Here is a 14104-nt window from a genome sequence, read left to right on the forward strand (position 1 = left end):
TTGAATTGGATTGACTTAAAACGAATAAATTCAGGTGGAAAAGCGCGAGCGAAAGAAATTTCTTATTAAAAAAAGTTGTTATTTTTTTTATTTATTTCACAAGGAAAGGGATTGCTCTATCAGATTTATTTGTGAAAAGAAATCGGAAATCTTGATTCTCTTTATTTTAGATTCAAATTTACATAAATTTTGTTCTTTATCTTAATGATATTGATATTTTTCAAGCAAAATAATTTACCTGTCTTTTATTCCATGATAACTTAAAGATAGAAAGATAGTTTTTTTCACAAAGTAAACATCCTTATCTGCAGACACCCTTTTACGAAGTACCCAGATCTCCCTTTCTAAAACCAATGATTTTCAATTGCTGTGTTCCAATCAACTCGTAAAAAACTTGTGGAGGCGTTTTCCCATCTGTATTCGCATTTGATCAAGATTACAGACACCCTCACAACATACGAAAGAAGCAATCCTTGCTTGATTTTTCCGTTTTGTCAATCATACGCCCTGACTCCAAGCACAAGTGACACAACTTTACTTGAAGCCATAATTTGTCATGGACAAAATCTCACTATAAAAACAGAGCTATAGACATAGAAGATACTTATACAAGGAGGAGAATAGATGGAAAATTTTTATCAACGAACACCGACAGAAACACTTGAATACTTTCATTCAGATCAGACGAAAGGGCTTAGTAAGCAAGGCGCAAAAGAGGCGCTAGATACATATGGTGAAAATACGATTCAGCAGCAAGAATCGACCTCCCCTTGGAAATTGTTATGGCACAATTTAAATAATCTAATCGTTTATTTATTACTAGCCGCCGCATTGCTCTCTTTTGCGATGGGAGAAACGATAGAAGGAATTGCTGTGTTGATTGCGGTGGTAATTGCCGTGATGACTGGTTTTGTGACAGAGTTGCGTGCACAAAAGTCAATTGATTCCCTTCAGGAAATGATTTACACTACCGCAAAAGTGATTCGTGATGGGCAAGTGATGGAAGTCGAATCTGCTGCGATCGTTCCAGGGGATATTCTCGTTTTGGCAGAAGGTGATGCGATCGCTGCCGATGCACGTTTGCTGGAAAGCCGCAATTTAGCCTGTATTGAGTCCGCATTGACGGGCGAGTCCGAAGCTGTAGAAAAAAATGCGGCAGAACAATATGATGAAGACGTCCCCTTAGGTGATCGCCGCAATGTTGTTTTTGCAGGAACAGCAGTGACAAGAGGAAATGGCTATGCCGTCGTTACAGCCATCGGGATGAAAACGGAAGTCGGAAAAATCAGCGATATGCTGACTGGAAACAAAAGCGCGAAAACACCTTTGGATATCGAGCTGGATAAATTAGGGAAAGCAATCATTATTGCGGCACTCTTTGCCGCCGTGACGGTCCTAATTGCAGGTCTTCTAACGGATCAGCCTTTGGTAGAAATGCTGCATATCTCAATCATCCTTGCAGTAGCAGCCATTCCAGAAGCAATGCCCGCTGTCTCAACCATTACTCTTTCTCGCGGCATGCGGATCATGGCTGAACACAAAGCATTAGTCAAAACCCTCTCAGCGGTTGAGACTTTGGGCGCTACGAGTATCATTGCCAGTGATAAAACCGGGACATTGACAGAAAATCAGATGACGATCGCTGAGATCATTCTAAGTAATGGAGAGCACTACACTGTGACCGGTAATGGGTACGAACCGATGGGGAGCTTCCATAAAGAAGGACAAGAAATCTCAGTCAATGAAGAGCCAGCACTTCAAGCGATGATTGAAAACGGTGCACTATGTACGTCCGCTTCTTTGAAAGAAACGGATGGCCAGTTTGAGGTCCTAGGAGATCCAACCGATGGAGCGTTTGTTGTATTAGGAAAAAAAGAAGGCATCGATCGTCAAACACTGATGGATCAAGGCATTGAAAAAATCGCTGAGCTTCCTTTTGATTCAGAAAACAAATTTATGATCACCGTCTATGAAAAAGAACAGCGAACGTTGATCATGAAAGGTGCACCGGATGTTTTGATTGAGAAAGCTGCCGTCGATCCGTCTGTGAAAGAGCAGTTGAACGACATCAATCATACACTAGCTTCCAATGGGCAACGAGTGATTGCGGTGGCACAAATCAGTAACTATCAGGGTGGTTTGTCGGAGTCTGAGCTGACAGAATCATTGGATAATTTAGAGATCCAAGGTTTTGTTGGCATCATTGATCCCCCACGAACAGATGTTAAAGAAGCTGTCAAAATCGCTCAAGAAGCGGGGATTCGTGTCAAAATGATCACAGGTGATCACCCGCAAACTGCCTCCATGATCGCACAAGAAATTGGTTTGATCGATTTTGATAAGACGATGACGGGAAAAGAGATCGACGCCTTGGCAGGTAAAGAAGCGTTTAATGAACGGATCGAAGAAGTGGCTGTATTTGCTCGGGTTTCGCCGGAAAATAAACTTCAACTAGTCAAAGCACTGCGGGAAGAAGGAGAGATCGTGTCGATGACTGGTGATGGCGTGAATGACGCTCCTGCTCTTAATGGTGCCGATATTGGGATCGCGATGGGCATTCGCGGCACGGAAGTAGCTAAGGAATCTTCTGATATGATCTTGACTGATGATCGCTTTGGGACGATCGTCGACGCAATCAAAGAAGGAAGAATCATCTTTGACAATATCAAAAAATACGTTTCTTTCCTTTTTTCTTGTAATATGGTCGAAATCGTGACAATCTTTCTAAGTGTCATTTTTCTTCTTCCCATGCCGATTCAACCGCTGCATATTTTGTTCTTGAATCTAGTGATCGATATCGCTCCTGCGATGGCGTTGGCCTTTGAACCTGCAGAAGAGGACCTGATGAAACGTCAGCCTCGTTCCAAAGAAGACAGTTTGGTCAATAAACGATTCTTAGGTCGAATTATTTTAAGCGGGATAGTGATCGGATTGACGGCTTTTGGTTTTTTTAATTTTTTGATACAAACAAATCATGAATTAGCTTATGCCCAGACCGCTACGTTTACCTTTATGGCGATCGCACAACTGATGCATATTTTTAATGTTCGCAAGCAAAGCGGATTTGGATTAGACAAGTCTTTCTTCAAGAATAAACCGTTGATCGGCGCACTGATCCTTTCGATGGGATTGCAGTTGTCAGCTGTTTATCTCCCTTTCATGAATGAATTATTAGGGACTTCACCATTGCAAGTTGGCACATGGGGAATCATTTTCTTAGCGGCTAGTCTTTCCACACTGGTTGTAATGGGATTAAAAAAAGCCTTTCAGTTGAAGTGAAAAACAGCAAGAAAACCAACATCATCGTTGGTTTTCTTGCTGTTTGCTTTTTGTCTATCGCAGGAAATTATTTACAAAAGCAAGAAAAAAAGTTATTATTGACGAGTCAATGATTGATGAGTCAATTATTAGAGAGGAGTATTCCATGCAGCTAAGAGAAATCAGCCGCCTGCTTTATCAGTTGAAAATTGCCAATCAAGAATTGACGGCAACTTTTGAAAAAAGCACCGGGTTCAGTCTGACCCGATATGAATTAATGATGTTCATCAAAGAAAATGGACGTTGTTCGCAATCTGACTTACAGACTGAATTGAAGATCGATAGTGCAGCAGTTACAAGACATCTAAAAATTTTAGAACAAAAGAATTATGTAGTGCGGGAAAGGAACAAAGACAACAATCGTGAAGTCTTTGTGGAAATAACACCTAAAGCCAAGCAAGAGCTGTCTGCTTGCGAGAAACACCAAGAGAAGGAAGCATTCGCCCTATCGCTGACCGAAGAAGAAGCAGCTGCGTTTTTGCAGTTGTTGAATAAATTAATGAAATGAAAGAGGCTACTAATATGTCAACCAATAGAGTAAACAACGATTTTTCAGATATCACTTTTGGAAGAAAATCCGTCCGTGTCTATGATGAGACGGTCAAAATCTCTCATGAGGAAATGTTAACGATGATTCAAGAAGCAACGACTGCCCCCTCATCTGTTAACATGCAACCATGGCGTTTCGTTGTCGTTGAAAGTGCTGAGCAAAAAGCAAAACTAAAACCACTGATCCGATTCAACACACGCCAAAACGACACATCGGCAGCCATGATCTTGATTTTTGGTGATTTAGCTTGTTATGAATACGGGGAAGAAATTTACAATCAAGCAGTTGAAGCAGGAAAAATGCCGGCAGAAGTCAGAGACCAACAATTGGCAACGATCATTCCTTACTACAAGAGCTTCACGAAAGATCAAATGACCTCCATCGTAAAAGTTGACGCCAGCTTAGCGGCAATGCAGCTGATGTTAGTCGCGCGTGCCCATGGCTACGAAACGAATCCAATTGGTGGCTTTGAAGCAGACCAATTAGCAGAGGCTTTTGATGTCGATCCAGAACGCTACGTTCCAGTTATGATTCTATCAATTGGTAAAGCTGAAGAATTAGGCTATGAATCCATTCGTTTGGATGCAGAAAAAATCACGACATTTAAATAAATCTACTCTTACTTTCTATGTGGTCTTCCGTTTGTCTTTGTGTTCGCTAGAAGCATGAAGGACGGAAGATTGCTTGGTTTACTTTATAATAAAGAAAACCAGATTTAAAAAAGGAGGAAGCAAAATGTCCACTATTACTATAGGTTTAATCATGTTCGTTGCACTTGAATTTCTATTTATCATGTATTTGGAAACTTTTGCGACTACTTCAAAGAGAACGCAACGGGTTTTCAATTTATCAAAAGAAGAATTAGAACGCCCTTCACTGAATACATTGTTCAAAAATCAAGGAATCTATAATGGGTTAATCGGCATCGGCTTGCTCTATAGCGTGTTTCTTTCCGCTTCTCCTGTCGAATTGAGTCGCCTGCTTTTGATTTATATCATTTTAGTTGCTCTGTATGGCAGCATCACTAGTGACAAAAAAATTATATTGACACAAGGTGGCTTAGCAATCCTTGCATTGATAGCAACTTTTTTCTGATTTTTGAAAGATAATCAAAATGACCTCTCACAGTTATGTGTTCCATTAAATGATGGAACCGTTGCTAGTGAGAGGTTTTTTTGTTGATTTCATTTGTTAAATGAGAGGACAAGTTTGCACTTGTCGTAAAAAATGATAGGATAAAGCTAACGATACAAACCTAAAAGAATCGGACTTTTACTCAGCGGTTTTCTGGACGTAAACTGGTGGCTGCGAAAAGCGCTTTGACTAATATTGGTGTCAGGATCACTGCTGTGATCACTTCAGAAACGCCGTTAGTCACTGCAATAGCTCCTAATGTGACAAACAAAGCGGAAGCATCAACACCATAGGTAGTTGCCACCAAACTAGTGTACAGGGTTCCCATCAACGTTAACACGAGAACCGTGTTGGTAAGGGTACCAAAGATGGCTGCAACAATAGAAGCAAGGACGACTTTCTTTGTTTTACGATAGAGCCAAGTAAACAATATACCAGCGACGAGACCTACTAAGACCCTTGGCAGGACTGAGATGATCGGATTAGTGAATACTGTGATATCCAAAGGGGTCGTAGGGGAAGTGAATGCCCGAATAATCGTGAAAATCCCCCAAACCAAGCCGATAAACATCCCATCTTTCGTTCCTAAAACAATGGCAGCAACAATGACCGTGATATGAATGATCGTCAGACTAGTGATGCCGATAGGAATAAAGCCAAGGAAAGGTACCATAGTTTGTAAGATAATGATTGCGGTTAGAATTGCACGGATCACTAAACGATACGTTTTGTTTTTTGTGTTCATGAGAAAACACCCTTTCTTATAGAATGACACTCGTGTCATTTTTATGTTAGGATGATTATACAATAAAATGACACAGGTGTCATTAATAAAGTGAGGTGGAAGCATGAAAAAGCCGATCGAAGAAAAAAAACGGCAAAAACGAGAAGCGATTTTGGAAAGTGCCAAAGTAGTATTCAGCAAGAAAGGATTGATCGATGCGACGATGCAAGACATCATCGAAGAATGCGGCATCAGTCGCGGCGGGATCTATCTGTACTTTCAATCGGTGGATGCGATTTTCTTAGAAGTGCTGCAACAACGTTCGCAACGACGGTTTAATGAAGTTCGAGCAATGATCAAAGCAAATGCTTCTTTCGAGACTATCTTGACGAAATATTTTGAGGATCATAAATACCGATTGCTTCATAGCATATCCGACAGCATGCTGCGAGCGACGTATGAGTATTATTATACGCATAAGTCAGTTGAGACGAGTTCGTTGCAGCAAACGCAGTTGACTGAGACGAAACGCACGATCCAAGAGATTTTTCAAGTTGGAGTTGCGCAAGGCGTGATTGCCGATCGGAATCTGGAAGCAATCGCGGAAAACTATATGTTTGTTATAGAAGGTCTGGGTATTTTAGCTTTGACGGGTCATATTCAAGAAGAACAAATCGATCATCAAATTCAAGTGATGCGAACACTGTTGCCGTACCAATAAAAGTTTTTAGAAGCTGTGATAGAAGATAATACAAAAAATGGAGAAATAGCCTTTCTCAAGTTCGATTGAGATCGAACGATCTCTGGACTTTTTTGTAGTGAATTCTTTTGTTACGGCTTTTTTCTACGGCTTTGTAATCTTTTTGAAATCAAGAACGGTTTGTATCTTACAGATACTGCTTGATTTCATAAACTCACCAACTTAGATGTCTCTTCGAAAAGTGATCATAATGGAAGGTTGAGTGTTTTTTAAGGAACTATCGAGAATTAAAAAACAAGTGATTTCACTTGTAATGAAAATGTAAACGGGAAATCAATTGGGTTGTGAATAGGAGTATGTTAAAATGATAAATGTCAAATAAATGTAATTTGATGATCAAAATTGACGAATTGGAGGAGAAAATGAAAAAGAAACTTGCATCATCTTTGTGCATTTGTGCAATAGCGCTGACAAGTCCTGTCATCCCAACCGCCGTGTTCGCCGATGATTACGATCAATTGATTCAGCAAAAAAATAACGAAGTAGCTGAATTGAAACAACAGCATCAATCGGTGCAGACACAAATAGATCAGTTAACAAATGAAGTGTCTGACATCAATGAACAAGCAGCTGAATTAATCGCTCAGCAGAAAAAACTAGGGAATGAAATCAATGATTTAGAAAAAGAAGTGACTGATTTGGAAGCACGGATCGAGAAACGACAAGTAGCGATCCAGAATCAAGCACGAGACACTCAAGTCAATGGGAAAAGTGATCGCTTTATTTCCGTGCTTTTGGATTCCGAATCTTTCGGTGACTTTGTTCAGCGGTTCCACGGAATGACGACGATCGTCAATGCCAATAATCAGATGATCCAACAGCAACAAGCGGACCAAGCAGCTGTTAAGACAAAGAAAAATGAAGCAGAAACCAAAATGGCGGAAATGCAGCAAATGCAAGGCCAGCTGGAAGCCCAAAAAGGGAAGCTGGCGTCCAAGCAAGCAGATCTGAATGTCTTGCAGACAAACCTTGCTTTACGGCAAGCAAATAAAGAAAGTGAAAAGGAAGCATTGCTCGCTCAAAAAGAAGCCTATGAGGCAGAACAAACTCGAATAAGAGAAGAATCAGAGCGGGTCGCAGCAAGACAGCAGGCAGCAGCTGAAGATCAGCTCATACCAATGACTACCGAGTCTTCTGAAAATTCTTCGATTTCTGAAGCTGATTCTTCTGAAACCGAACGTTCTGTTCAAGGAGAATCCACTGATGTACAAGGGGATATCCAAGAAATACCAACAAATAATGAAACAAGCCCCGTAGCTACTCCAGATTCTTCTTCGACGGCAGCAAGTACGGAAAGCAGCAGAAATCCTGATTCTCAGCCTGCTCCTAGCTCTAAGCCTGCACCTCCGACACCATCTGCGCCAATTGGGAACGTTGGAGCTGCGATCGTAGCAGAAGCTTACCATCATCTCAATAAGCCGTATGTCTGGGGAGCAAAAGGACCAGATAGTTTTGACTGTTCAGGATTTACCCGCTATGTCTATTTACAAGTAACCGGAAAAGATATCGGTGGCTGGACAGTACCACAAGAAACTGCTGGTACAATGATTTCTGTTAGTCAAGCGCAAGCTGGTGACTTACTGTTTTGGGGTGCTGCCGGCAGTACCCACCATGTAGCCATCTCTTTAGGAGGCAACCAGTACATTCATGCCCCTCGTCCAGGACAGACAGTTTCTGTGGGGAATACAGCGTACTACACTCCGAGCTTTGCTGTTAGAGTCAATTAATTATTTTATCTTTATAAATACTTGATCCAGTGGACTGATTCTCATTGAACCCAATGCGCAGAATGAATCAGTGCTAGTAGAAGGAGAGAAAAATGAAAAGCAGAAAACAGATCCGCAAAGAGTTGCAACGGCAAAAACGCAGTCAATTGTACCGAAAAGGAGCTGCTACCACTACCGCTCTCGTTAGTACGCTGAATTTAGTACCGGTTAGTGTGCTCGCAACTTCTGTTGAAGAATCGAATGACACAGGTGTACAAGTGGTTGAACAGCCTACGGTAGCTTCGTCGGATGATACAGCCGATTTACACGATTTAGTAAATGAATCACAAGCGAGTCAAGCAACAACCACCGAGGATACTGGAACCGAAACATCGTTGACTGAGGACACAGATTCCACAGTATCATCAAGTGAGTCAACTACCAGCGAGTCTTTAGAAGAACCTCTAGGAACGGAGCCTGCCAGTGACGCTGATTCTGCAGAATCGACAAGTGAGATCCCAATGTTGTCAGAGGCAGAGCGAATTGCATTAGAAACAAAGATTATGCCTAATATCGATCGTGTGATGGCAAGATCTAATACACAACAAGCCTTCATCCAGCAAGTAGGACCAATGGCGCAACAAGTAGCAAGTGTCAACGATCTTTATGCCTCCGTCATGATAGCACAAGCGATCCTTGAATCAGGATGGGGACAATCCACACTTACGACGCAAGCAAACAATATGTTTGGGATCAAAGGTTCATACAATGGTCAATATGTTGAGATGCGAACAATGGAAGATGATGGCAACGGCAATCTTTATGAGATCGTTGCAAAATTCCGCAAATATCCGTCTTTAAAGGAATCATTTGAAGATAATGCCCATGTCTTAAAAACGACTTCTTTTTCACCAGGCGTTTATTTTTACAGTGGGGCTTGGAAATCCAATACCTCTTCCTATCGTGATGCCACACAATGGCTTCAAGGGAGGTATGCGACAGATACGACTTATGCCGGCAAGCTGAATAATTTGATCGAAACCTACAATTTGACACAATTTGATTCCGCGACCGGTGGCGGCAGCGGGAATGGCAACAACACCAATAATTCAGAACAAACCATCAACAAACAATTCAAGACCACGGCAGCGCTGAATATTCGTTCAGATTCTTCAACCAGTGCCAGTGTAGTGGGGTCATTAGCCAATAATACGACCTTCAAAGCAGTAGCCCAAAAACAAGGAACCAGTGTTAATGGCAACAGTACTTGGTATCGGGTGGAAGGCAAAGGCTGGGTCAGCGCTGCGTATGTGACGGAAGTAGGATCCAACAATAACAGCAATAATTCAGAACAAACGATCAACAAGCAATTCAAAACCACGGCAGCGCTGAATATTCGTTCAGATTCTTCAACCAGTGCCAGTGTAGTGGGGTCATTAGCCAATAATACGACCTTCAAAGCAGTAGCCCAAAAACAAGGAACCAGTGTTAATGGCAACAGTACTTGGTATCGGGTGGAAGGCAAAGGCTGGGTCAGCGCTGCGTATGTGACGGAAGTAGGATCCAACAATAACAGCAATAATTCAGAGCAAACCATCAACAAGCAATTCAAGACCACGGCAGCGCTGAATATTCGTTCAGATTCTTCAACCAGTGCCAGTGTAGTGGGGTCATTAGCCAACAATACGACCTTCAAGGCAGTGGCCCAAAAACAAGGAACCAGTGTTAATGGCAATAGTACCTGGTACCGGGTGGAAGGCAAAGGCTGGGTCAGTGGTGCCTATGTGAAAGAAGTCAGCAGTACCTCTAGTTCTAAGACATATACCGTAAAATCAGGAGATACCTTATGGGGAATTGCACAGAGCTATGGGGTCTCAATCAATCAGCTGATGCAATGGAACAATATCAGCGGCTCATTGATTTTTGTGGGACAACGATTGATCGTCAGCAAATGACCCTAATAATAGGCAATAGATAGAAACATTAAGATGAAAGTACAATGATAAAGGCACAAGAGGGCAATATTCGAATAGCTGCCAGATAAAAGAAATATGAAAAAAAAATCAGATGTAAAAAATTTCCAAACGAAGGAAGGAGACCGCACAATTTTTGTGTTGGTCTCCTTCTTTTGTTCGTTTGAGTTTAAAGCAACGGCTGTTCTGCATTCATGCCTTTATTGAGGGAGCTCCTGGAAACTATCCATGATCTTTGTTAGTTCATCTTTTGAGGAATCAAAAAGACTTGCTAAGGTCCAACCATACAATTGAACATAATTATTATCGGTTTCTGTTACATAATATAAGTAATGTATGTTCAACCCTTCTACAGTTGCAGCAAAATCAACCATTTGGGTTTGAGTACCAGGAACCGGTAAAAATGTCGCGTTGGTACCAAAATTCGATGCTAAACTGTCTTGAACCAATGCAAGATAACTGTCGAAATCTGCAAAGTCTTGTTTAGACTCCACAACAGCCGCCAGAAATTTTGTTTGTAACGAATCAGAAAGCATAAAATCATTATCTGGATTTAGTGACTCAAAATCGGCTACAGTTTGCCAATTTGTCGGCAGTTCCAGCGAATAGGAATAACCGCTTACACCAGTGATCGTCTGCTTCTCAACAGGAATCACATTTTCTGAAGTGCCAGTGCTGGCTGTTTCAGAAGATCCTACAGTGGAAGATAATTGTGTACGCTCTTTTTCTTTTGTGGAAGAATCAACCGATCCCGATGGTTTTTCTGTACATCCTGCTAAAAATAACCCAAACCCAACTAAACCTAAAACCATGTGCTTTTTCATTTTTTTACTCCTTCTAGTTTTTTTAAAAAACTTATTTTATTTATCCTATAATAAGCTCGTAAATAAGGCAATAGAAGAATCTTTTTAAATAAGCACTATTGAAAGTAGTTTATCGAATTTTAAAAATTCAAGTTTCGTTTATCTGCTGGCTAAGTCTGGATAGTATAGGAGATTGTACACATTTTTCCTTACATGATGCAAAAATTGATTATAAAACCCACAAATCATTTGCTATGCTATATAAAAAGTGAATGCATCCCTCGCTGCTCAGGATGATTATTGTCGGAAAGGTACACTTGTGCTGTCATTGGCAATCAGAACTTTTTGTTAGCTGTCGATTATCCATTGATAGTCTCCTAAGCAGGGAAATGCTAGAAAACAGAGGTGAGTGGATGTTTTATCCAGATGTCAAAGAGTATTTGCGAAAGATGCGTGGGAATATTGATTTTGCAGTGATGAAGGAACGTCTGCCATTGGTTCATAGATACTGGCAAGTGACGGAAGCAGAAGTAGAAAGAATTGTTCGTGAAGAATCTGAGGAAGATTTCTGGACAAGTGTACAACAAATCATCTTACTCGATGCCAAATTGGTCCTTTTGCGAAGCTATATCAGCGAATTTGATTTCCAAGGTTTTTCAGAGGAAGAAATCATCGAGAATATCGAACTAGATCATAGCACCTATACAAAAGAATTGTGCGGTTACAATTTAACAGATACAGGACATCCCTCGATCCTTTTTGGAAAGGGCAGATGACTCGATCAGATTAACGCAAATCTTTTCTTTAACGACAAACGAAGCGTATACTGGAATAAGAAAGAAAAGTTTTCTACTATTATATTGCTCTTTTATAATGCTTTTCCAAAAAAGTTATTTACCATTCGTTAGGAGAGATTTCCATGACTGAATTTACTCAGATCGTTTTGCTGTTTTTCTTGTATTCTTTTGTAGGCTGGCTGTGGGAAACGGTTTACTGCTCGATAAAAGCCAGACATTTTGTTTATCGAGGATTTTTGGTAGGACCGATCACTCCTATTTATGGCTTTGGAATTTTAGGTGTCTTGTATTTACTGCGACCGTTACATAACCAATTGCTGCTGCTCTTTTTTGCAGCAGCTGTTTTAGTGACCTTATTAGAGTACGTGACGAGCTTTTTATTAGAAAAACTGTTTCATGCTTCATGGTGGGATTACCACAATGTTTTTTTGAATATCAATGGTCGCGTGGCTGTCCCAATTTCAATCTTTTGGGGCATTTGCTGTGTCTTGATCGTCCGCATCGTTCATCCGCAAATGTTGATCATTGTCCAAATGTTGGCTGAAAGATTCAGTTTTTATCTACCTGTTGGATTGTTGATGGTGATGTCGTTGGATATGGGCTATACATTGGCTAATCTTGCTGCTTTTCAACGAACGGTTCAACGACTGGACCGTGCTATTGAACAGCAGAAAGCCACTTTATCAGAAAGTTTGGAACAAAAGAAAAACAATTGGCAGGAACGTATTTCTGAACTGCCAATCGATTGGCAGCAATTGCGTGAAACGTTACCGAAGCTGAATTTTCATCAGCGAAGACTTTTAAAAAACTTTCAAAAACTGCAAATCAATGAGATTACCAATGTTCAAGACTTACGGCGGTTTGTGGAAGAATTACGTAAGAAGAGAGAGTAATATTACAAAAGTGTTACAATAAAAAAAGCCTTTTCAAGGCTCTGATTTCCCACTTTCACGTGAATTATTTTTTAATAGACTCTTATTTCTCCCACTTTGGCTAAAAATTGTAATAAATTGTAAAAGAGTTGCAATATATCTTGCCCCCAGAATTTGTATAATAATAAGCGTTGGAAACCATAGTGAGAAGTGAGGGAATTTTTTTGAAGGCAAAGAAATTACGTACCATGGTCGTCGCAGTCTTTGCGGCAGGTATCGTTTCGCCGATCTTTGCGCAGGCTGAATCTCTGGAATCATTGAAAGAGAAAGAAAGTGCCGTTATGCAGCAAAGTCAGCAAATCAGTACAGAAGTACAAATCGCTTTGACCGATGTCAATAATAAATACAGCGAGGTTGAAGCATTAAAAGCACAAATCGCTAACAATGAAGAAACGTTGGCACAAACCAAAGAAGAAATAAAGGCAACTCAAGAAACGATTGAAAAACGTGAAGCTGTAGTTGCAGAACGAATGAAAGACATTCAGGTCAACGGTGGAGTAACCAGAGATTGGACAGTCTTGTTGGAATCTTCCAATATCCAAGATTTCATCAACCGGGCTTACGCCATGACAATGCTCCAAAATCTAGAAAAAGAAAAAATCGACTCGTTGACATCTGAAAAAGAAAAATTAGAGTCTCTGCAAGAAAAAGCCGAGTCTACCAAAGAATCCTTACAGCAGGATCAATCCTCTTTGGAAGCACAGGCGCAAGAGTTGGATAGTAAGATCGCCAACTTGCAGACACAGTTGAAAGAAAACGAATCGACCTTAGCAAAGATTGCTTCCAGCAAAGAAGCAGAAGAAGCTCGGATAGCTGCTGAAAAAGCAGCCAAAGAAAGAGCAGCCAAAGAAGCGGCCGAACAAGAAGCTAAAGAAAAAGAAGCGAAGGCAGCGGCAAAAGCAGCGAGTGAAAGCTCAAGTCAAGAGTCGTCATCTTCAAGTGAGAGCGCGCAATCAAACAGCAGTTCAAGCAGCAATTCAGCTTCAAGCAATACGAGCAGCAGTTCGACGAATAATAGTTCAAACAACTCGAATAACAGCTCCAACAATTCGGGTAGCAACACACCTTCCAGCGGCAAGACAATGATCATGGAATCAACCGCATATTCTTATGCAGAGAAAGGTGCTAGCCACCTGACTGCCAGCGGAACAGATCTTCGCAGCAATCCAATGGCGGTCGCAGTCGATCCAAGTGTGATCCCATTAGGTACCTTGGTGAATGTTGAAGGATATGGCGTGGCGCTAGCGCTAGATACAGGAGGCGCGATCAAAGGAAATATCATTGATGTCCACTTTGATAATGTAGCCAAATGTCTGCAATGGGGCCGACGTCAAGTAAAAGTCACGATTCTAGACTAATAAACGAAAAAGCGTATCTTGTAACCCTACCATCATTCATGATTGATGG

12 protein-coding genes are annotated in these 14104 nt (G+C 41.0%); 10 read left to right on the forward strand and 2 right to left on the reverse strand.

The genetic code is table 11. The annotated features are described in order from the left end of the window. The first annotated feature begins 624 nt into the window (after window positions 1-624). The 4 genes from IGJ28_RS15450 to IGJ28_RS15465 all read left to right on the forward strand — a co-directional run bounded on the left by IGJ28_RS15450 (window position 625) and on the right by IGJ28_RS15465 (window position 4963). Window positions 625-3279 carry a cation-translocating P-type ATPase gene (locus IGJ28_RS15450; protein ID WP_438845475.1) on the forward strand — a complete coding sequence of 885 codons (2655 nt, stop codon included), beginning with the start codon at window positions 625-627 and terminating at the stop codon, window positions 3277-3279. A gap of 145 nt (window positions 3280-3424) precedes the next feature. Further along, the gene (locus IGJ28_RS15455) at window positions 3425-3826 is read left to right on the forward strand and encodes a MarR family winged helix-turn-helix transcriptional regulator (RefSeq protein WP_081131456.1); all 402 of its coding nucleotides are present in this window, start codon (window positions 3425-3427) and stop codon (window positions 3824-3826) included. Window positions 3827-3840: 14 nt separating this feature from the next. Then, window positions 3841-4479 carry a nitroreductase family protein gene (locus IGJ28_RS15460; protein ID WP_034704225.1) on the forward strand — a complete coding sequence of 213 codons (639 nt, stop codon included), beginning with the start codon at window positions 3841-3843 and terminating at the stop codon, window positions 4477-4479. A gap of 124 nt (window positions 4480-4603) precedes the next feature. Beyond that, entirely contained in the window at window positions 4604-4963 is a 360-nt protein-coding gene (locus tag IGJ28_RS15465) for a DUF1304 domain-containing protein (protein ID WP_005470923.1), read from the forward strand. Between the two features lie 181 nt (window positions 4964-5144). Here the strand turns inward: IGJ28_RS15465 and IGJ28_RS15470 are convergent, their stop codons facing one another. Beyond that, entirely contained in the window at window positions 5145-5747 is a 603-nt protein-coding gene (locus IGJ28_RS15470) for an ECF transporter S component (protein WP_003126027.1), read from the reverse strand. A 103-nt stretch (window positions 5748-5850) separates the two neighbouring features. On the opposite strand from IGJ28_RS15470, the gene IGJ28_RS15475 reads away from it, so the two are divergent. The 3 genes from IGJ28_RS15475 to IGJ28_RS15485 all read left to right on the forward strand — a co-directional run bounded on the left by IGJ28_RS15475 (window position 5851) and on the right by IGJ28_RS15485 (window position 10147). After that, window positions 5851-6447, forward strand: coding sequence for a TetR/AcrR family transcriptional regulator (locus IGJ28_RS15475; protein ID WP_003126028.1), 597 nt, complete (start codon window positions 5851-5853; stop codon window positions 6445-6447). A 401-nt stretch (window positions 6448-6848) separates the two neighbouring features. Continuing rightward, window positions 6849-8213: a C40 family peptidase gene (locus IGJ28_RS15480; protein WP_170081286.1), complete on the forward strand. Its 1365-nt coding sequence runs from the start codon at window positions 6849-6851 to the stop codon at window positions 8211-8213. A gap of 92 nt (window positions 8214-8305) precedes the next feature. Then, a complete protein-coding gene (locus tag IGJ28_RS15485; RefSeq protein WP_438845476.1) occupies window positions 8306-10147 on the forward strand; it encodes a glucosaminidase domain-containing protein in 1842 nt (613 codons plus the stop codon). A gap of 218 nt (window positions 10148-10365) precedes the next feature. On the opposite strand, the gene IGJ28_RS15490 is transcribed toward IGJ28_RS15485, so the two are convergent. Further along, window positions 10366-10989 (reverse strand): hypothetical protein, encoded by a 624-nt coding sequence (locus IGJ28_RS15490; RefSeq protein ID WP_252711460.1) that lies wholly within the window; start codon window positions 10987-10989, stop codon window positions 10366-10368. Between the two features lie 368 nt (window positions 10990-11357). Here IGJ28_RS15490 and IGJ28_RS15495 point away from each other — a divergent pair, with 368 nt between their 5' ends. From IGJ28_RS15495 to IGJ28_RS15505, 3 genes are all read left to right on the forward strand, one after another. Then, on the forward strand, window positions 11358-11744 hold the full coding sequence (locus IGJ28_RS15495; RefSeq protein WP_225585844.1) for a DUF7006 family protein: 387 nt from the start codon (window positions 11358-11360) through the stop codon (window positions 11742-11744). Between the two features lie 143 nt (window positions 11745-11887). Next, window positions 11888-12658: a putative ABC transporter permease gene (locus IGJ28_RS15500; protein ID WP_081131452.1), complete on the forward strand. Its 771-nt coding sequence runs from the start codon at window positions 11888-11890 to the stop codon at window positions 12656-12658. A gap of 203 nt (window positions 12659-12861) precedes the next feature. Continuing rightward, entirely contained in the window at window positions 12862-14055 is a 1194-nt protein-coding gene (locus tag IGJ28_RS15505) for a 3D domain-containing protein (protein ID WP_159151289.1), read from the forward strand. Window positions 14056-14104: the final 49 nt, after the last annotated feature.

Origin of the sequence: Enterococcus sp. AZ091, assembly GCF_051714805.1 — a bacterium.
GTDB lineage: Bacteria > Bacillota > Bacilli > Lactobacillales > Enterococcaceae > Enterococcus_D > Enterococcus_D gallinarum.

Excerpts from the sequence above, each read along its gene's own strand:
- IGJ28_RS15450 (WP_438845475.1), top strand. The coding sequence starts at position 625 with ATGGAAAATTTTTATCAACGAACACCGACAGAAACACTTGAATACTTT.
- IGJ28_RS15455 (WP_081131456.1), top strand. The coding sequence starts at position 3,425 with ATGCAGCTAAGAGAAATCAGCCGCCTGCTTTATCAGTTGAAAATTGCC.
- IGJ28_RS15460 (WP_034704225.1), top strand. The coding sequence starts at position 3,841 with ATGTCAACCAATAGAGTAAACAACGATTTTTCAGATATCACTTTTGGA.
- IGJ28_RS15465 (WP_005470923.1), top strand. The coding sequence starts at position 4,604 with ATGTCCACTATTACTATAGGTTTAATCATGTTCGTTGCACTTGAATTT.
- IGJ28_RS15470 (WP_003126027.1), bottom strand. The coding sequence starts at position 5,747 with ATGAACACAAAAAACAAAACGTATCGTTTAGTGATCCGTGCAATTCTA.
- IGJ28_RS15475 (WP_003126028.1), top strand. The coding sequence starts at position 5,851 with ATGAAAAAGCCGATCGAAGAAAAAAAACGGCAAAAACGAGAAGCGATT.
- IGJ28_RS15480 (WP_170081286.1), top strand. The coding sequence starts at position 6,849 with ATGAAAAAGAAACTTGCATCATCTTTGTGCATTTGTGCAATAGCGCTG.
- IGJ28_RS15485 (WP_438845476.1), top strand. The coding sequence starts at position 8,306 with ATGAAAAGCAGAAAACAGATCCGCAAAGAGTTGCAACGGCAAAAACGC.
- IGJ28_RS15490 (WP_252711460.1), bottom strand. The coding sequence starts at position 10,989 with ATGAAAAAGCACATGGTTTTAGGTTTAGTTGGGTTTGGGTTATTTTTA.
- IGJ28_RS15495 (WP_225585844.1), top strand. The coding sequence starts at position 11,358 with ATGCTAGAAAACAGAGGTGAGTGGATGTTTTATCCAGATGTCAAAGAG.
- IGJ28_RS15500 (WP_081131452.1), top strand. The coding sequence starts at position 11,888 with ATGACTGAATTTACTCAGATCGTTTTGCTGTTTTTCTTGTATTCTTTT.